This window comes from Streptomyces sp. NPDC019396 (assembly GCF_040632375.1).
Lineage (GTDB): Bacteria > Actinomycetota > Actinomycetes > Streptomycetales > Streptomycetaceae > Streptomyces.
The window spans coordinates 254,293-271,980 of record NZ_JBEYBS010000002.1; the positions used below are offsets into that span (position 1 = coordinate 254,293).

A 17,688-nucleotide genomic window follows, 5' to 3' on the forward strand; every position below is an offset into this window, starting at 1 on the left:
AAGAGACGGCCATGCGGAAGATCCTCATCGTCGGTGCCGGGCAGTCCGGACTGCAGCTAGCCCTCGGCCTCCAGGCGCAGAACTACGACGTCACCCTTATGTCCAACCGCACGGCTGACGAGATCCGTTCCGGCCGGGTCATGTCCACCCAGTGCATGTTCGACACGGCCCTCCAGCACGAGCGGGACCTCCAGCTGGGCTTCTGGGAGTCCCAGGCCCCGAACATCGAAGGCCTCGGTGTCTCGGTGGCCGGGCCCGAGAGCGCTCGGGTCATCGACTGGGTGGGCAGACTCGACGGCTATGCCCAGTCCGTGGACCAGCGGGTGAAGATGGCCGGCTGGATGGAGACCTTCGCCCAGCGCGGCGGTCAGCTCGTCATCCACGGGGCGGCCGTCTCGGACCTGGACTACTTCTCGCGTACGTACGACCTGGTGCTCGTCGCGGCGGGCAAGGGCGAACTGGTCTCCATGTTCGCCCGGGACGCCGCCCGTTCCCCCTTCACCGAGCCGCAGCGCGCGCTCGCGGTCTCCTACGTCCACGGCCTCGCCCCGCGCCCGGAGCACCCGGACTTCGACGCGGTCCGCTGCAACCTGGTCCCGGGCGTCGGCGAGCTCTTCGTGATCCCGACCCTCACCACCTCCGGCCGTGCCGACATCCTCTTCTGGGAGGGCATCCCGGGCGGCCCGCTCGACGCCTTCCAGGGAGTGAAGGATCCGGCCGAGCACGTGGCCCTCACGCTGGAGCTGATGGAGACGTTCACCCCGTGGGAGTACGCCCGGGCCACCAAGGTCGAACTCACGGACGCGGGCGGCACCCTGGCCGGCCGCTATGCCCCGACCGTCCGCAACCCGGTCGGCCACCTTCCAGGCGGCGGCCTCGTCCTCGGTGTCGCCGATGTCGTCGTCGCCAACGATCCGATCACCGGCCAGGGCGCCAACTCGGCTTCCAAGTGTGCCGCCTCCTACCTCGCGTCGATCACCGAGCACGGCGACCGCCCCTTCGACGAGACGTGGATGCGGTCCACGTTCGACCGCTACTGGGAGAACGCCCAGTACGTCACCAAGTGGACCAACGCGATGCTCGGCGTCCCCCCGGAGCACGTACTGAACCTGATCGGCGCGGCGGGTGAACTCCAGCCGGTGGCCGACCGGTTCGCCAACGGCTTCAACAACCCGACGGACTTCGAGGACTACTTCTACGACCCGGAGAAGGCTGCGGCGTACCTGGGCGAGGTGGCGGGCGCGGCCCGGTCCTGACACGTGTGCACGGTCCCCGGGCAGGCGGCCTACTGCCCGGGGACGGGGCGGTACGTGCACACCTGGGTGCCCGTGCCGCTCGTGACCGAGGAGACCAGTTCGAGGGTGTGGCGGGTGCCTCCGGCCGGGAAGATGGTCTTTCCGCCGCCGAGCAGCACCGGCATGATCATGAGCCGGAGTTCGTCGACCAGGCCCTCCTCCAGCAGCGTGCGCGCAAGCGTGGGGCTGCCCATCACCAGGAGGTCGCGGCCCTCCTTCGCCCGGAGTTCGGCGATGCGGGGGAGGGCTTCGTCACCGGGGATGCGGCGGGTGTTGACCCAGGTCAGACGGTCCTCGCTGAGGGTGCTGGACACGACGTACTTGGGGACGGCGTTCATCCGGTCGGCGAACGGGTCGCCCGCGCGCTCCGGCCAGGCCGCCGCCATGGTCTGCCAGGTGCGGCGGCCGAACAGCAGGGCGTCGGCGTTGGTCAGGGCGGTGTCGAAGGCGCCGCCGACCACCTCCGGGTCGAAGAACGGGTGCGACCAGCCGCCGTGGGCGAAGCCGCCGTCGGTGTCCTCTTCGGGGCCGCCAGGGGCCTGTACGACGCCGTCGAGGCTCATGAACTCACTGATCACGATGCGCATGGGGACTCGCTCCTTAGGGGGCCGTGGCGGAGGCGTACCCGGTGTCCGAGCCCGCTGCCGCATGCTTCGGGAGCATAGGCGGCGTGTATGACAACAGGGGGGTGCTCGCCGGGTCGGGACGGACGGCGCCCAGGACGGGGTTGGACGCGAGGGGAGAGACCTTCACCCTGGTGCCGGGCCGGGGGGCCTGGATCACCAGTCCGCTTCCCAGGTAGATCGCCACATGGGTGGCCCTCGGGAAGTAGATCACCAGGTCGCCCGGGCGCAGCGAGTGCAGCGGGATCCTCGGCAGCCTGGCCCACTGTTCCTGGCTGGTGCGGGGGATGGGGCGGCCCGCGGCGGCCCAGGCCTGGGAGGTGAGGCCGGAGCAGTCGAACGCGAGTGGTCCCGTGGCGCCCCAGACGTAGGGCTTGCCGATCTGGCGGATGGCGTAGCCGACCGCCGCGCCGCCCTGCCGTGACGGCAGCCGGGCGCCCGCGCCCAGGACGCCGGATGCGAGCAGTGCGCGCTGAGCCTGGTCCATGCCGGTCCGCTCCAGGTGCTCGAGCTGGGTGCGCTCTTCGGCGGAGAGCCTGGCGAGCAGGGCCTGCGCGGTCTCCAACCGGGCCTGGACCGTGCTGCGTTCTCTGCGCTGACGGTCGGCTAGGGACCGCTGGACTGCGAGTGCCTTGCGGGAGCGGGCGGCCAGGTCGTCCGCGCGCAGCTCGCTGTTCTCCAGGCGGGCGATGGCGGCGGCGTTCCCGCTGTTCGCGCGTTCCATCAAGTGCCCTTCGTCCAGGGCTTCCTGGGGACTGCGGGCGAGCAGCAGCCGCAGATACCCGGAGAGTTCCGAGGCGCCCTGGTACTGGCGGCGGGCTAGCCGGCCCGCCTCGTCGCGGCTCTGGTCCAGTGCGGCGCGGGCCTGGCGGAGTGCGGCCTGGAGCTGCCCGGTCTCGGCGCGCTGGACCTTCAGGCGTTCGGCTGTCGCGTTGTACGCCTCGCCCGCTTCCTCCGCCTGCCGGTAGAGCTCCCGGAGCACGGGGAGCAGTTCGCGTACGGTCCGCGGCTCCGCCGGACCGTCCGGCACGGCCGTGGCCGGCCCCGCCGCGAGCGCGGTCGCGGACACGACAGCGGTCGCGGATGCGAGCGCGGTGGTCCGGAGCGTACGCAGCAGTCTGTCTGGCATCCCTCTACCTCCCGTTGGTCACGGGAGGGATGATGCTGCGGCCGACTCCTGTTGAGCGTGAGGCTGGCCGCGCCACGCGGGGCCACCACCCGAGCACCTCAAGTCCGTTTGTCTTATGGACAGATGATCTGGGGGGCTCTGTGGAGAACGCGGTCTAGCGGCCGATGGGCAGCGCGTACAAGGTCGTATCCCGCCAGACCACGGCCGTGCCTCCGGCGACGATGCCGCGGTAGCGGCCCGACTTCTCGTCCCCGTCGGCCGCACCGGAGGACTGGAACTTCCACAGCCGGCGTCCGTCACCCGTCGCGAACGCCGTCACCTGGCTGGCCTCCAGAGCCAGCGCGGTCCGAGCCCCGGCGGACAGCAGCAGCCTCGGTCGCCCGCCGCCACCCGCCTCCGTCGAACGGGACCAGCGGACCTTGCCCGTCGCCGTCTCCACGGCGTACAGCTCATGGTCGGAGGTCCCCAGGTAGAGGGTCCCGTTCTGGATGAGGCCCTTGCCGAATCCCCCACGATTGCCGTCGCCCGGAGTGCCCGGGCCGAACGCCTGCCAGACGCGCTTGCCGCCACCTGCGTCGAAGGCCTGGAGGTCGTCCCCGACCGGTGCGTAGACCCGGCCCGACGCGTCGCCGACGACGGTGGCCTCCTCGCGCACCCCTCCGAGGTACTTGCTCCACAGGCGCTTCCCGGTCTTCCGGTCGTGCAGCGCGAACAGTGTCAGGCCCTTGCTCGCCTTGCGCTGCTGCGTCGTCAGCGAGTCGCTGTCCTGCCGTACGAGGATGCCGTCGGACATCACGGCGACGGCCTGGTACTCGGGCAGGGCGCTGCGGGAACGGCCGTTCGGGACCTGGGACCGCCAGAGTTCCTTTCGGGCGGCCATGTCGTACGCGAACAGATACGTGGCCGCACCCACCGTCCCGCTGAACCACACCACCGGCCCCTCGAACCCGGCCAGGGCGGTGACATGGGCCGGTGCGCTCACACTGTTCTTGACGGTGCCGTCCTCCGGGGAGAGCCAGAAGAACTGCGTGGGGCCGATCACGAACACACTGTCGCCCACGACGATGGGCTCGAACGCGGCCCGGGCACCCGACTGCGTCCACAGGCGGTGACCGCCGCGCAGGTCCACCCCCGTGCACTGGTGCGCCTCGGCGAGCACCAGCACCCGGTCACGCCAGACCACGGGCTCCACGGAGTCCTCACCCGAATGCTCGTAGGCCCACAGCGGGGTGGGCGGCACACCGGGGATGGACCGGGGCTCCGGCGCCGGGGCAGGGGACGACTTCGAGCGGCCACTCGCGACCGTGAACCCGATGCCCCCGCCCAGCAGCAGACCCGCCGCACCCGCCGCGCCCGCCGCCACGACCACTCGTCGACGGGCCCCTGCCTGGGCGGCCAGGACGGAGGCCGTGACGCTGGACTTGGGGGCGGACGGAGCGGCGGATGGTTCGCCGCCAGGGCCGGGGACGGGCGCGGGAACGAGTGCCGCGGGGTGCGGATAGCCGGTGGTTTCGGCTGGGGGCAGGGCTCGGGCCGGGAGCAGCGGTGCGCCGGGCGCGCCGGCGCTCTGGCCGGCGCTCCCCCGTGCCGGGCCGAGGGCGATGGTGTTCGTGCTGCCGATACCCGACGGCAGCGGACCCTCGAGGCCCGCGACGGGGAGCGTGGGCGTCCTCGGCGCAGGCAGGGCCTTCGGTTCGGACGGCGCGAACAGCCCGCCCGACAAAGGATGCTGGGCACCCTGCTCCCGCGCCCCGGACACCGCGGCGGCCTGGGCGGCCAGCGCGGCGGTGATCGGTTCCGGCAGCCAGCCCTCCCTGGCCAGGGCCGACGCGCCCGCCAGGGACAGGGCGGCGGCGATCGCGCCTGCCGTGGGCCGGTCGGCCGCCGACCGGGCCAGGCAGTCGGTCACCAGTCCGCGCAACGCCTCGTGGACCGGAAGCAGTTCGGCGCTGTCGAAGGCACCGCTCCATGAACCGTCCCCCGCGAGCCCCGGGATCCGGCCCGTCGCCGCGTACGCCATGAGCAGCCCCAGCGCGAAGACGTCGGCCGGGGGGCCGGGCTGCTCGCCCGCGAGCTGCTCCGGGGAGGGGTGGGCGAGCCGCACGGAGAGCCGGTCGCCTTCGCCCGCCTCGACGCGGGCGGCGGCGCCGAGCGCGCCGAGGGCCGTGAGCCGGGGACCGTCGGCAGCGAGCAGAATCGTTTCCGGAGTGAGTCCGTGCAGCACCGTGCCCGTCGCGTGGGCCCGGGAGAGGGTCTCGGCGACCCCGGCGCCCAGGGTCCGCACCGCCCGCTCCGGAAGTGGCCCCGCGAGGGCGACGGCCTCGGCCAGGCTGAGGGCGGGCACGTAGGCCCAGGCGGTCCACGGCTGAGGTGCGTCCGCCGACGCGCCCGCTCGCGGCGGCACCCAGCCGCCCGCGAGCCGGTCGGCCGTGCGGATCTCGTCCTCGAAGTGCCGGCGGAAGGCGGGCAGCGCGGCAAGCTCGGGCCGGGCGAGCGATACGACCGTGGTGGGGGCGTCCGCGCCGCCGCCGTCGGTGCCGTGGGCCGGGTGGCCGAGGTACTGCACCGCACCCGCGCTCTCGCGCAGCCGGGCGAATGTGGTGAACGGGCCGATGTGGCGCGGATCGTCCTGCTGAAGCGGCTTCATCGGCGAGTTCCCCCCGGTAGTACGGTCGCGGTGATCCTATTATTCGGCGCGCTTCGGCTTGGACCAGGGCCAGTTGATCTGGCGGCGCTCACGGCCCCCCGGCGCGTACTCGTAGCGCCATCCGCGCGGCAGTCCGAGCCGCTTGGTGTGTCCCGCCGGGACCCTGCGGTACGCGTGGACGGTGGGCGGCCCGCCCGCGTCGTCCGGCACGGGCACCTCGTACCAGAGCGGGGGGTTGCCGGTCGGACCGACGAGGACGGGCAGCACCCGGCCGTCGAGCGGCCCGCCGGCGAAGGGGGTGTTCTCGCTTCTCACCCCTCCAGTGTCACAGCAGCTGCGCCGGGTCCGTCACAGCAGGTGGGCCGCGTCGCCCACGAGGGGCAGCAGCCGCCGCCCGAGCGCCCCCGCCCTGCCCGACGCGTCCTCCAGGGCCAGGAGCTTCCTGACCACTCCCGCGGCCTCCTCGTCGGACGCCGCCGTCGCCGCCAGCAGCGCGAGGAGGTGGTCGACGAGCCAGTCGCGCAGCTGGTCGGCGGGCTGGCGCTGTTCCTCGTCCAGCCAGATCAGGGATGCCGCCTCGACCGCGGCGATCCAGGTGCGGACCATCATCCGCACGCGCGGACCGGGCCCGGGCAGCACCCCGAGGTGCACCAGGATCTGCTCGGCCGCCGCGCGCCGCACCTGGTCCACGATCGCCGTCGCGCGGGAGGTCGCGGCGACACTGCCGCCGCGCAGCAGGGCACTGAATCCGGCATCGTGCTGGACGACGAAGTCGAGATAGCGGTCCAGTACGCGGCCGAGCCGCTCTGTGGGCGGCCCGGTGGGTGGCTCGGCGAAGCAGAGCACGAGCGCGTCGGCCGAGCTGCGCAGCGCCGCCTCGTACAACTGCTGCTTGCCGCCGGGGAAGTAGCGGTACACCAGCGGCCGGGACACCCCGGCCGCCTCCGCCACGTCGTCGAGGGACACGTCCTCGGGCGCCCGGTGCGCGAACAGGGTGAGCGCGGCACGCAGCAGCTGGCTGCGGCGCTCCTCCACGCTCAGCCTCCGGTAGGCGCGGTTCCCCGCGGGAGCACTCGGAGCACGAGGAGTGGTCATACGGGCAGCGTAACCGCCGCCCCTGGAGCGTGGGGGCACGCTTCCGGCCCCGTCCTCAGGCCAGCAGTCCCGAGCTCTTCCACAGCCTGCGGCCCGCGCCGCGCAGCACGCCGATGTCGTCCAGGAAGTCCGTGAGCCGTTTGGCCCCTGTCTGCATCACCTCGCGGCGGTGGCCGCTCGCCTTCACCTGGGCCACGGCCTCACGCCGGTCCAGGCCGACGTTCTCGTACACCTGGGGATTGACGAAGCAGATGGAGAAGATCCGCGCCGCCTCACCGCAGCTGACCCGGGTGAGCTCCTGCTCCCAGCGCGGCGCGGTCACCATCTGGCGGCGCAGCTCCTCGCGGGCGTAGCGGACATGGCGGGACTCCTCGACGACATGGATCCGGGTCACCCCTCGCACCAGGGTCTGGACCCGCTCGTCGGGGAAGGTGAGCCGCTGCATCCAGTCCAGGATCTCCTCGCCGAGCAGTGTCGCCGCGAAGGAACCGGGGGTGGTCGAGATGGTCTTCAGTACACGGGCGAGGTTGTGGTAGACCCGGGGCACCTGGTAGGCCGGGGTGCCGCCTTTCTCGATCAGCCTGGCGAACATCATGGAGTGACGGCACTCGTCCGCGATCTCGGTCAGCGCGTAGCGCACGTGGTTGCTGGTCACGGGCTTGTCGTAGATATGCCTCACCAGCAGCTGCATCAGGATGATCTCGAACCAGATGCCGAGCGAGGCGAGCGACGCGGACTCGTGCCGGGCCAGTTCCATCCGCTGTTCCTCCGGCATCCGCTTCCACAGCGGGGTGCCGTACAGGGACACCAGCTCAGGGGGCCAGAACCACTTGCCGTCCTCGAACGGAGCGTCCCAGTCCAGCTCCTTGTCCGGGTCGAAGGAGTGCTTGGCCGAGGACTCGAGCAGGCGCTCGGCGACCTGTTCGCGGTCCCTGAGCGGGCCGAGGGCGTCGCGGAGGAGCGTGAGATCGCGTGGGGTCACCGTTGTCATGGCACTTATGAGACTGCGTGTCAGCAAAGTCGTCAATCCCTTGCGCGGCACTTGTTGACCCGCTGTCTACCAACGTGTGAGCCTGCCTGAAGACGTCAGACAGACCGTCAGACGGTCAACGGACCGCGAAGGAGCTGTTCGTGCCGACACGTGACTTCTACACCCACACCCCTGACGATATGAACTGGTCCGTACCCGCGTCGGGCTCAGCCCGTTTCACCTGGGAATACGACGACGGCCGGGACCGACTGCTCGCCCTGTACCAGAAGGGCAAGGACAAACAGTGGGACGGCGCCAAGCGGATCGACTGGGACCTCGAGGTCGACCCGTACGACCCGCTCGGCACCCCGGACGAGTCCCTCAGCCTCTACGGCACCCGCCACTGGTCGAAGATGACCGAGAAGGACAAGGGCGAGCTCCGGCGCAACTACACCGCCTGGCAGTTCAGCCAGTTCCTGCACGGCGAGCAGGGAGCCATGGTCTGCGCGGCGCGGATCGTCGAGTCCGCACCCGACCTCGACGCCAAGTTCTACTCCGCGACCCAGACCATGGACGAGGCCCGGCACGCGGAGATCTACGGGCGCTTCCTGCACGAGAAGATCGGGATGCTCTACCCGATCAACGACAACCTCCAGGCCCTGCTCGGCGACACCCTCCGCGACTCCCGCTGGGACATGCCGTACCTCGGCATGCAGGTGCTCATCGAAGGCCTGGCACTGGCCGCGTTCGGCATGATCCGCGACACCACGGACAAGCCGCTGCCCAAGCAGATCCTGGCGTACGTGATGCAGGACGAGGCCCGGCACGTCGCCTTCGGGCGGATGGCGCTGCGGGACTACTACAAGCAGCTGACGGACGCGGAACTCCGGGAGCGCGAGGAGTTCGTCATCGAGGGCTGCTATCTGATGCGGGACCGCATCAGGGGCATCGAGGTGCTGGAGGACTTCGGCATCTCGCGCACGGAGGCGGAGGAGTACACCGAGCAGTCCGAGTTCCTCCACCTCTTCAGGAAGCTGTTGTTCAGCCGGATCGTGCCATGCGTCAAGGACATCGGGCTGTGGGGCGAGCGGCTCCAGCGGGCGTATGTCGACATGGGGGTGTTCGAGCTCGGTGACTCCAACCTCGACCTGCTGATGAGCCAGGACGAGCAGGTCGCTGAGGAGCTGGACAAGGAGCGCTTCGCGACGGAGGAGGCGGCGCGGGTGGCGGAGGTGGGACAGGCGATCGCGGAGGGCGGCGCGGACTGAGTCCGGGGCCGGGGACAGGGCGGACCGGGTTGCCCGGCGCGGAACCCCGGTGCGCGCCGGGCGGCGGGTCGAGGCGGGACCAGAGGAGTGCCTGAGTCGTCGGGAGGCGTTCACCCGTTTGGTCGACGTGCCCGGGAACCCGCTGGGTACGCTGGACATACCGGGCAGACCCCACCGCATGGGAGCGATCATGAGCGCCGCACGCGAACACGGGCTGGACGAGGAGTACCTCTGGCCGCGGCCGCCCGTGGGCGGGTGGGCGGCGGACGATCTGGACCGGCTTCCGAATCTCCCTCCTCATACGGAGCTGATCGACGGGAGCCTCGTCCTCGTGGGTCCGCGGACCCGATTCCACTCACGTGCGATCCATCTCCTGGTGTCCGCGCTGACCGGCCAGGCACCGGAACACCTGGAAGCCATCGGCGAGATGACGGTCAAGCTCGACAACCGGAACCGACCTGAGCCCGATGTGCTCGTGGTCCCCGTCGACGCGGACACCGGCTCCCGGCAGACCTGGTTCAAGCCGGAGGACGTCGTTCTCGCGGTCGATGTCGTGTCGGACGACTCGGTGGAACGTGATCGCGAGGTCAAGCCCCGGAAGTACGCGCGCGCGGGCATCCCGCACTTCTGGCGGGTCGAGGAGAACGACGGGCTACCTGTCGTGTTCGTGTACGAACTCGACCCGGCGACGCAGTCGTACGGCCTGACGGGCATCCACCACAAGCAGCTCAAGCTCGATGCCCCGTTCCCGATCGACGTTGATCTGACCGGGGTCGACCGGCGCGGTGGGCCCGGCGGACGGGGGTAACCGGGGCGGTGCCGCGCACGCCGGTGGCGCGACGGCGGGGCGCTTCGCGGCGACCGTCACGCGGGGCCGTTTCACGTCGCGCCCCCCTTCAGGGCTGCCTCGATCACCACCCGTGCGATCGGTGCCGCGTCGCCGCCCCCGCTGATGTCGTCGCGGTTCGCCTCCGCGTCCTCGACCACCACCGCCAGTGCGATCGCCGGGCGGGTCGCGTCGCGCTTCTGGGCCCAGGCGATGAACCAGGCGTACGGCACACCGGCGTTGGCGACGCCGTGCTGGGCCGTGCCCGTCTTCCCACCCACCCGGACTCCGCGGATCGCGGCGTGCCGGCCGCCGCCCTTCTCGACGGCCTGGATCATCAGGCGCTTGAGCAGCTGAGCGGTGACCGGATTCATCGGGCGGTCGTAGGTGCGGGGGAGTGCGGCGCGCACGGTGTGGCCGGCGCGGGTCGTGGTCCGGTCCACCAGGTAGGGGCGGAGGAGCTCGCCGCCGTTGGCGACGGCTGCCGCGACCATGGCCATCTGGAGCGGGGAGGCGGCGGTGTCGAACTGGCCGATGGAGGACAGCGCCAGCTGGTCCGGGCTCATATGGCGGTCGAAGGTGGAAGCGGCGACCCGGGCGGGAATCCTCAGGCCCGTGTCGTTGAAGCCGAACTTCTCAGCCGTTTCCCGCATCCTGTTCAGCCCCACCTTCACCCCGAGGTGCGCCATCACCGTGTTGCAGGAGTACCGGAGCGCGTACGACAGCGATGCCCGGTCGCAGCGGGGCACCCGGTTCGGGAGGCGGGTGCGGGTGCCCGGGAGGATGTAGGGGTCGCGGGCGTCCGTGGGCGCGTCGGGGTCGGTGACGACGCGCGCGTCCAGCGCCGCGGCGGCTGTCACGATCTTGAAGGCCGAACCGGGCGGATAGGTCTGCCGGATGGCCCGGTTGAGCATCGGGCGGGTGGCCGAGGTGTTCAGCCGCTTCCAGGCGGCGACCACCTCCGCGCTGTTCCCGGAGAGCAGCCCGGGATCGTACGAGGGACTGCTGACCAGTGCCAGGACTCTGCCGGTCGACGGCTCCATCGCGGCGACCGCGCCCCGCCGCCCGGCGAGTGCCTGGAACGCTGCCTGCTGCACCGATGCCCGGATCGTGGTGACGACCCTGCCGCCGGGCTGCCGTGAGCGGGTGAGGTCGTTCCACAGGGGGAGCGGGGCGAGCAGCGGATCCGTACCGGCCAGGGACTCGTCCTCGGTGTGTTCGAGCAGGGTGGTGCCGTAGAGCTGCGAGGAGTAGCCGGTGACGGGCGCGAACAGGGGGCCGCTCCGGTACGTCCGCTCGTAGCGGAGCTGCTGCCGGGTGTCCTTGCTGCCCGTGACCGGCTGCGTGCCGACGACGATGTCACCGCGCGGGGCGGCGTAACGGGCGATGAGGGGACGGCGGTTGGCCGGGTTGTCGCGGAGTTCGGCGGCCTGGAAGAGCTGGAGCCGTACGACGTTCACCAGCAGCGCCGCCAGCAGGACCAGGCACAAGAACGCGGCGCGGCGGATATAGCGGGTCATCGGCCGTTCCCCGGGGCCGTGGTCATCACGGACGGTGCCGGGGCGGCGCCGTCCTCGGGCCCGGGCAGCGGGGCGCGGGCCGAGTCGCTGACGCGGATCAGCAGTGCCACGATGATCCAGTTGGTGACCACGGACGACCCGCCCTGCGCGAGGAACGGCATGGCCATCCCGGTGAGCGGGATGAGCCCGGTCACCCCTCCCGCGATGACGAAGACCTGCACCGCGATGATCGAGGCGAGCCCGATGGCGACGAGCCGCCCGAAGGGGTCGCGCAGGGCGAGCCCTGCCTCGTAGCCGCGCGCCACCAGCAGCCCGTAGAGCAGGATCAGCGCGCTGACCCCGATGAGTCCCAGCTCCTCGCCCGCCGTCGCCAGGATGAAGTCGGACTTGGCGGCGAAACCGATCAGGGTCGAGTGCCCCGCGCCGAGACCCGTGCCCTGCATCCCCCCGGCGGCGAACGAGAAGAGCGACTGGGCGAGCTGGCTCGGTCCGAGCCCCGCGTCGATGGAGGAGAACGGGGCCAGCCAGTCCTGGACCCGTACGCGCACATGCGGTTCGAGCGCGCCGACGGCGAAGGCGCCCACACCGGCGAGCAGCAGCCCCACCGCGATCCAGCCGGTGCGCCCCGTCGCCACGTACAGCATGATCACGAACAGCCCGAAGAACAGCGCCGAGGTGCCGAGATCCCGCTCCAGCACCAGCACGCCCACGCTGATCAGCCAGATCGTGACGATGGGCCCGAGTGCCCTGCCGGTGGGGAACTGGAGCCTCCAGATCCGGCGGCCGGTGTAGGCGAGCGCGTTGCGGTTGGCGGCGAGATACGCGGCGAAGAACACCGCGAGCAGGATCTTGGCGAACTCTCCGGGCTGGAACGAGAACCCCCCGACCCGGATCCAGATACGGGCTCCGTTCACCGGCGGGAAGAGGATCGGCAGGAGCATCAGGGCCAGGGCGGCGGCGACCGAGACATACGCGTAGCGCTGGAGCACCCGGTGGTCGCGCAGCACCAGCACCACGGCGATGAACAGGGCGACCCCCAGGGTCGACCACACGAGCTGGGCCGGAGCGGCGGGGGCGCCGGGGGCCTCCAGGTCGAGCCGGTAGATCAGGACCAGGCCCAGACCGTTGAGGAGAACCGCGATCGGCAGCAGCAGCGGGTCCGCGTACGGGGCCCTGAAGCGCACGGCGAGATGGGCGAACAGCGCCAGCAGGCCGAGGCCCGCGCCGTAGGAGGCGGCGTCGGGCGGGACGGCTCCGGACCGGTTGAGGCCGACGGCGGCGTAGCCGAAGACGCAGATGAGGACGGCGCTGACGAGGAGCGTGAGCTCGACCCCGCGCCGTTTCGGCAGACGAAGTGCGGGCGGGGGAGCGCCCGCTGCCGGTGCGGTCATGACCGGCAACGTAGCAAGCGGGGGTGTTATGTCCGCCTATCCGGGGACTCAGGGGGTGTCGGGTTCCTCAGGGCGCGGACTGGGGTGGTGCGGGCCCCGGTTCGGATCGGGATGCGGGCCCGGGTGCAGACCGGGGTGGGGGGCAACGGACTCGTGGTCGGCGTGCGCGTACTCGGGCAGTCTCAGCCGGGCGATCGCCCCGCCCTCCGGCGCGTTGGCGAACTCCAGCTCCGCGCCGATCACCGCCGCCTGCCCCACGGCGATGGTGAGCCCCAGGCCGTGCCCCTTGCCGCCCGACTCGGTGCGGAACCGCTGGGGGCCGTGCTCCAGCAGATACCGCGGATATCCGGTGCCATGGTCCCGAACCGTCACCACCGGACCGTCGACCGACACCACGACCGGCCGGGCGCCGTGCTTGTGGGCGTTGGTGATCAGATTGCCCAGCACCCGCTCGAGCCGCCGCTGGTCCGTCTCCACGCGCACCTGCCTGCCTATCCTCAGCTCGGTCTCACAGCCGGTGCTGCGCACGGACCGTACGACGCGCTCGGTGAGCGGGGCGAGTTCATGGATGTCGAGGTCCACCGTCTCGCCGCCCGTGTCAAGACGGGAGATCTCCAGCAGGTCCTCGGTCAGCGCGCGCATGGTGCGCACCCGGTCCTGGACGAGCTCCGAGGGCCTGCCGGGCGGAAGCAGCTCGGCGGCGGCGGACAGGCCCGTCAGCGGAGTGCGGAGTTCGTGCGCCACATCGGCGGTGAAGCGCTGCTCGTTGAGGAGCTTCTCCTGGAGTGTGGAGGCCATGGTGTCCAGGGCTTCGGAGACCGTGGCGACCTCGTCCTCGGGCCGGGACGGGTCCTTGGTGCGCGGGTCGTTGACCCGGGCGTCCAGGTCGCCCGCGCTGATCCGCCGGGCCACCTGCGCGGTCAGATGGAGCCTGCGGGTCACCCGTGTCACCGCGAACGCGCCCACGAGCAGGGTCGCCCCGATGGCGAGCACGGAGGAGCCGAGGATGGCCCGGTCGAGATTGCTGATCGTGTCGGCGCTGACCGAGTAGTCGACCCGTACGGCGATGACCTGGCCGTCGGCGGGTCCTGCGGCCCACATGGTGGGGCGGCCCCGGAAGTCGGACACGACCGTGCCGCGCTGCCCCGAGAGGGCGAGCGCGCGCAGCCGGGCCGGGAGCCCGGGTGGGTCGATGGCGCCGTAGCCGCCGAGCGGCTCGCCCGCCTCGTACGCGTGGGTGACCTCTTCGAGCCGGATGAGGGCCTTCTCGCGGGCGTCATCGACGGTCTCACGGGTCACGGACACATGGACCAGTGCGCCGAGCAGCGCGGCGAGCGCGCAGCACATCACGGTGATGAACAGCGCCGCCTTCCAGGTCAGCGTCGCCGTCCAGGCGGGCAGGCGCAGCCGGGCCCGGCCGGCGCCGGGAGCGGTCACGGGGTGCCCCCCGGGCTCGGTGAATCCGAGGTGGGAGTGGGGGAGGGTGTGGGCGAGGAGGGGGGTGTCGACGTGGGGGTGGCCGGTTTGACGCGGATGATCTCGTCGCGGGTCGGCAGGATCGCGTGCTGCCGGCCGTCCCAGGACCAGGCCGTGCGGTACTCGTACCCCGGGATGCCCGCGGACACGGCGCGGGTGACCAGGTCCCGGCCCGCCAGCTCCACCCGGACGATGGCGTCCGAGTACGTCATGACCCGCGTCAACCCGCCGTCCTTGTCCGGGAGATAGACCCGGATCGCGGTCTGCTGCCCGGGCATCCTGATGGCGACGATCAGCTCGTCCTTCCCGTCGCCGGTGAGATCGCGGTAGTACGGCTGGAGTACGGGGCAGCTCTTCGGCTGCGTGCCGCAGTCGCGGATCTGGTCGGCGGTCTGCCGGTACAGCCCGTCGGCGCCGGTGATCTGCTCAGGGTGGGCGGCCACATCCGCCTGGACGATCTTCACGGGGCTCACGGTCCGGACGTTCCCGTCCGGCACCTTGATGCCGGGGATGCGGGCGGTGTCGCTCTCCCCGTAGTCCACCGGTGGAGCGGAGATGTCGGGGAGCTCGGGCCAGAGCTGCTGGGGCCCCTCGGCCGTGGGGGTGGCCCCCGCGCTCTCCAGGCCGCCCGCGTCCCCGCAGCCGGTCAGGAGCGCCACGCCGGCCGCGGACATGAGCGCGGCGGCGACGACGGTGCGGGACGGTTCCACGGGGCTGGCTCCTCGCTGATGCCATGACGACGCCGTCTTCCGCGTCAGAATCAGAAGGGGCTCGGGCCGGTCTGTCATTCGGACTTTCTGACTTGCCGATAACAGTATGCGGAGGCGTGCCGGTGCCGAGCGGTTTGACGGCATATGGGGATATTCGAGGCTATCTGTCCGCTGTTGCGGTGATCCATCGGTTGTGTAACAGTGTCGGCAACGTCCATCAGGGTGTCCGGCCGGTGCTCAGCCCCCGCTCGCCAGGGCCTTTCTGCACAGCCTCAGCAGCCGCTCGTCCTGTTCGATGTCATGCGCTCCCGAACCGCCGTCGAGCACGTTGTGCCGCCGCGGGCGGCTGAGCTCCGCTCGCAGCAGCGGGATTGCCCGTGTGGCCGCGGGGCCCATCTCGGTCAGGCACTCGGCGACCTCGACCCGGCCGTAACGGTTCTCCTCCCAGGCGGCGGCCAGCACGGGAAGGGCGTCGCGGGCCTCCCTCGTGACCCGCCACAGGGCGATCGCCGCGTCCATCCGGAGCCAGCGCTCACGCGAGACGAGGAGTGCGCGGAGCGCGGGCGCCGCAGTCACGGCACGCGGGCCGAGGCAGCCCAGCGCCGCGGCCGCCGAGCGGCGCTCGTCCGGGCCGTCCGCGGTGAGCAGCTCCAGCAGCAGCGGCAGTACGGCAGCGGCGGCGTCGTCGCCCGAGACCGCCCACAGCGCCCGCGCCGCGGCCGTGGCCACCGAGGGGTTCGTACTGCCCAGCAGCGCGCGCAGCTGCGGAGCGGCAGGCAGCGCCGCGGGCCCGAAGGCCGCGAGGGTCCGCAGGGCGGACTCCAGCACCGACTCCATCACCCATGCGCCGCCCCGGGCCGAGGCGCCCCGCAGCACCCTGAGCACCTCGGGCAGTGCCTCCGCCGCACGCAGCGCCTCCAGGGCGGGCAGCAGCGGACCGGCCCGGTCGAAGAGCGTCTCGTCGAGCTCGACCTCGGCCAGTCTGCGCCGCAGCAGCGGTACGAGAGGCGCCGCCGCCGCGCCCAGGTAGGGCACCGCGAACGCCGCCTCCCGCGGTAGCTCCGGTTCCTCCAGCGCGACGGCCAGGGCGGGGACCGCGCGCTGATCGCCCAGCCGGGCCAGCGCGATCAGCGCGCGGTCCCCGCCCGCCACCGAATCCGCACCGCCCCGAGCGAGCCGTGCGGCGAGCGCGTCCGCGGCGGGCAGCGCCAACGCGAACAGGCTCTCCAGCAGGCTCGCCGCCGCGGCCTGCAACCGGGGCTCGGGATGACCGAGCTGCGCCCCGATGCACCGCACCAGCTCGTCGTAGGGGCCCCGCCAGGTCCGTATCAGTCCGTGGCACATCCATACGGCGTCCGTGCGCTGCGCCGGATCGCCACTGGTCAGCCTGCCCACGAGCAGGGTGATCCGCTCATCTACCCGGTCCCCGAGTGTCGCGTAGAGCGTGCTCAGGAGCTCGGCAGTGCCGGAGCCGACCTGTGCGCCGCCGTCAGTCGTGGGGCCGGGTTCGTCGGCTCTCCGGATCTCGGACCTGCGTGTGCCGGTCTCGCGGCTCCCGGGCGTCCGTGGGCCGGTCTCGTGTGGGTCGCTCTCGCGTGGGTCGGTTTCCCTGACCTCGGCCTTGTATGTGTCGGCCTCGCGGGGTCCGGTCCCGTGTCCGCCGGCCGGGATTCCCGTCGCCCGTGCGTCGGCCCCGTGTGCGCCTCCTTCCCGGGCTCTGGTCTCCCGTGAGTCGGTCTCCCGGTCGCCTGCTTCCCTTGTCCCGGTCTCGCTTTCGCCGGTGTCCCGCAACATGGCCGTCGCCACGGCGGCCACGTCCGGCGGCAGGCTCCCGGGTGCACACCTGGCCAGTTGGGTCAGCGCGGCGAGGCGCAGCCCTGCCGTGTGGGGCCGGGCCAGCAGGCCGATCAGCCACCGCACCGCGTCCGCGCGCAGCTCCGCGTGGCGCAGGGCGATCCGCCCGACCGCCTCGACGAGTGCGAGCCGCACATCCGGATCCCGTTCGGCGTCCAGTCGCGCCCGTAACAGCGTCAGCACCCGCGCGGGCTCGTCGTGCAGTATCGCCAGCGCGCACGGCACGGTGATCCGCACCCCGGGGTCGTCGTCCGCGAGCAGACCGAGGAAGACCTCCGCACCCGCGGCGACCGCGGCGGCGGCCATCGCGTAGTTGGCCGCCTCCTCGAACTCCCCTGCTTCGCCTGGTTCGGGTTCGTCGTCGCCGTCGAGCTCGATACCGCCGATGCTGGTCAGCAGCTCCACGATCGCGCCCCGGTCCTGCACGTCGGGGCTGGCGGTGAGTTCCAGCAGGAACGGGATGGCGGCCAGCGTCGAGTCGTAGACCTCGCCCTGCTGGTGGACCGCGGAGTACATCCCGTCAAGCGCGGCCTCCCGCTCCACCGGATCCGGCGACGCGAGTCCGCGCAGCAGCCCGGGGACGTCGTCCGCCGGACCGTACGCGTGCCCGAGTGACGACCAGTCGACCTCGTCGATCCCCGTGAACACGCCGTTGCCTCCCACACGCCAGGTGCCTGGGGAGAGTGTGCACCACGGCGGCCACGCCGAGGACTTCGAAAACCGGCACCCCATCGTGGCTTTCCGGCCTGTCGGGGTCCGGGTCTGCCGGACGCACCCGCACGAGAGCCAAAAGAATTCGGGCGGCGATGTCGAGAACCCGTGGCCGGCTCCGTCCCTGTGGTGAACGCGGCCAGAATGGCCGCACCAGCACTGAGGAGAAACAC

At 71.8% G+C, this 17,688-nt stretch carries 14 protein-coding genes; 3 read left to right on the plus strand and 11 right to left on the minus strand.

The annotated features are described in order from the left end of the window. Positions 1-11 precede the first annotated feature (11 nt). Positions 12-1,256, plus strand: coding sequence for a styrene monooxygenase/indole monooxygenase family protein (locus ABZ532_RS03190; protein ID WP_361279110.1), 1,245 nt, complete (start codon positions 12-14; stop codon positions 1,254-1,256). 29 nt (positions 1,257-1,285) lie between these two features. On the opposite strand, the gene ABZ532_RS03195 is transcribed toward ABZ532_RS03190, so the two are convergent. From ABZ532_RS03195 to ABZ532_RS03220, 6 genes are all read right to left on the minus strand, one after another. After that, positions 1,286-1,882, minus strand: coding sequence for a dihydrofolate reductase family protein (locus tag ABZ532_RS03195; protein WP_361279112.1), 597 nt, complete (start codon positions 1,880-1,882; stop codon positions 1,286-1,288). Positions 1,883-1,895: 13 nt separating this feature from the next. Beyond that, positions 1,896-3,047, minus strand: a complete 1,152-nt coding sequence (locus ABZ532_RS03200) for a C40 family peptidase (RefSeq protein WP_361279114.1) — start codon at positions 3,045-3,047, stop codon at positions 1,896-1,898. 154 nt (positions 3,048-3,201) lie between these two features. Beyond that, positions 3,202-5,694 carry a PQQ-binding-like beta-propeller repeat protein gene (locus ABZ532_RS03205; protein WP_361279116.1) on the minus strand — a complete coding sequence of 831 codons (2,493 nt, stop codon included), beginning with the start codon at positions 5,692-5,694 and terminating at the stop codon, positions 3,202-3,204. 39 nt (positions 5,695-5,733) lie between these two features. Next, positions 5,734-6,009: a hypothetical protein gene (locus tag ABZ532_RS03210; protein WP_361279118.1), complete on the minus strand. Its 276-nt coding sequence runs from the start codon at positions 6,007-6,009 to the stop codon at positions 5,734-5,736. 33 nt (positions 6,010-6,042) lie between these two features. Continuing rightward, on the minus strand, positions 6,043-6,789 hold the full coding sequence (locus tag ABZ532_RS03215) for a helix-turn-helix domain-containing protein (protein ID WP_361279120.1): 747 nt from the start codon (positions 6,787-6,789) through the stop codon (positions 6,043-6,045). 55 nt (positions 6,790-6,844) lie between these two features. Beyond that, the gene (locus ABZ532_RS03220; protein WP_361279122.1) at positions 6,845-7,780 is read right to left on the minus strand and encodes a diiron oxygenase; all 936 of its coding nucleotides are present in this window, start codon (positions 7,778-7,780) and stop codon (positions 6,845-6,847) included. Positions 7,781-7,959: 179 nt separating this feature from the next. On the opposite strand from ABZ532_RS03220, the gene ABZ532_RS03225 reads away from it, so the two are divergent. Both ABZ532_RS03225 and ABZ532_RS03230 read left to right on the plus strand, forming a co-directional pair. Next, on the plus strand, positions 7,960-9,027 hold the full coding sequence (locus ABZ532_RS03225) for a ferritin-like domain-containing protein (RefSeq protein WP_361279429.1): 1,068 nt from the start codon (positions 7,960-7,962) through the stop codon (positions 9,025-9,027). A 190-nt stretch (positions 9,028-9,217) separates the two neighbouring features. After that, complete coding sequence (locus ABZ532_RS03230; protein WP_361279124.1) at positions 9,218-9,835, plus strand: Uma2 family endonuclease; 618 nt, start codon at positions 9,218-9,220, stop codon at positions 9,833-9,835. 71 nt (positions 9,836-9,906) lie between these two features. On the opposite strand, the gene ABZ532_RS03235 is transcribed toward ABZ532_RS03230, so the two are convergent. From ABZ532_RS03235 to ABZ532_RS03255, 5 genes are all read right to left on the minus strand, one after another. Continuing rightward, the gene (locus ABZ532_RS03235; protein WP_361279126.1) at positions 9,907-11,373 is read right to left on the minus strand and encodes a penicillin-binding transpeptidase domain-containing protein; all 1,467 of its coding nucleotides are present in this window, start codon (positions 11,371-11,373) and stop codon (positions 9,907-9,909) included. Then, positions 11,370-12,764 (minus strand): FtsW/RodA/SpoVE family cell cycle protein, encoded by a 1,395-nt coding sequence (locus tag ABZ532_RS03240; protein WP_361279129.1) that lies wholly within the window; start codon positions 12,762-12,764, stop codon positions 11,370-11,372. The genes ABZ532_RS03235 and ABZ532_RS03240 overlap by 4 nt, the downstream gene beginning before the upstream one ends. Before the next feature lie 48 nt (positions 12,765-12,812). Then, the gene (locus tag ABZ532_RS03245) at positions 12,813-14,201 is read right to left on the minus strand and encodes a HAMP domain-containing sensor histidine kinase (protein WP_361279131.1); all 1,389 of its coding nucleotides are present in this window, start codon (positions 14,199-14,201) and stop codon (positions 12,813-12,815) included. Continuing rightward, positions 14,198-14,914, minus strand: a complete 717-nt coding sequence (locus tag ABZ532_RS03250) for a hypothetical protein (RefSeq protein WP_361279432.1) — start codon at positions 14,912-14,914, stop codon at positions 14,198-14,200. Before ABZ532_RS03250 ends, ABZ532_RS03245 begins: the two co-directional genes overlap by 4 nt. Positions 14,915-15,187: 273 nt before the next feature. Beyond that, complete coding sequence (locus tag ABZ532_RS03255) at positions 15,188-17,452, minus strand: HEAT repeat domain-containing protein (protein ID WP_361279133.1); 2,265 nt, start codon at positions 17,450-17,452, stop codon at positions 15,188-15,190. Between the last annotated feature and the right edge of the window lie 236 nt (positions 17,453-17,688).

Excerpts from the sequence above, each read along its gene's own strand:
- ABZ532_RS03250 (WP_361279432.1), bottom strand. The coding sequence starts at position 14,914 with ATGTCCGCGGCCGGCGTGGCGCTCCTGACCGGCTGCGGGGACGCGGGC.
- ABZ532_RS03240 (WP_361279129.1), bottom strand. The coding sequence starts at position 12,764 with ATGACCGCACCGGCAGCGGGCGCTCCCCCGCCCGCACTTCGTCTGCCG.
- ABZ532_RS03215 (WP_361279120.1), bottom strand. The coding sequence starts at position 6,789 with ATGACCACTCCTCGTGCTCCGAGTGCTCCCGCGGGGAACCGCGCCTAC.
- ABZ532_RS03195 (WP_361279112.1), bottom strand. The coding sequence starts at position 1,882 with ATGCGCATCGTGATCAGTGAGTTCATGAGCCTCGACGGCGTCGTACAG.
- ABZ532_RS03225 (WP_361279429.1), top strand. The coding sequence starts at position 7,960 with ATGAACTGGTCCGTACCCGCGTCGGGCTCAGCCCGTTTCACCTGGGAA.
- ABZ532_RS03190 (WP_361279110.1), top strand. The coding sequence starts at position 12 with ATGCGGAAGATCCTCATCGTCGGTGCCGGGCAGTCCGGACTGCAGCTA.
- ABZ532_RS03230 (WP_361279124.1), top strand. The coding sequence starts at position 9,218 with ATGAGCGCCGCACGCGAACACGGGCTGGACGAGGAGTACCTCTGGCCG.
- ABZ532_RS03205 (WP_361279116.1), bottom strand. The coding sequence starts at position 5,694 with ATGAAGCCGCTTCAGCAGGACGATCCGCGCCACATCGGCCCGTTCACC.
- ABZ532_RS03220 (WP_361279122.1), bottom strand. The coding sequence starts at position 7,780 with ATGACAACGGTGACCCCACGCGATCTCACGCTCCTCCGCGACGCCCTC.
- ABZ532_RS03200 (WP_361279114.1), bottom strand. The coding sequence starts at position 3,047 with ATGCCAGACAGACTGCTGCGTACGCTCCGGACCACCGCGCTCGCATCC.
- ABZ532_RS03235 (WP_361279126.1), bottom strand. The coding sequence starts at position 11,373 with ATGACCCGCTATATCCGCCGCGCCGCGTTCTTGTGCCTGGTCCTGCTG.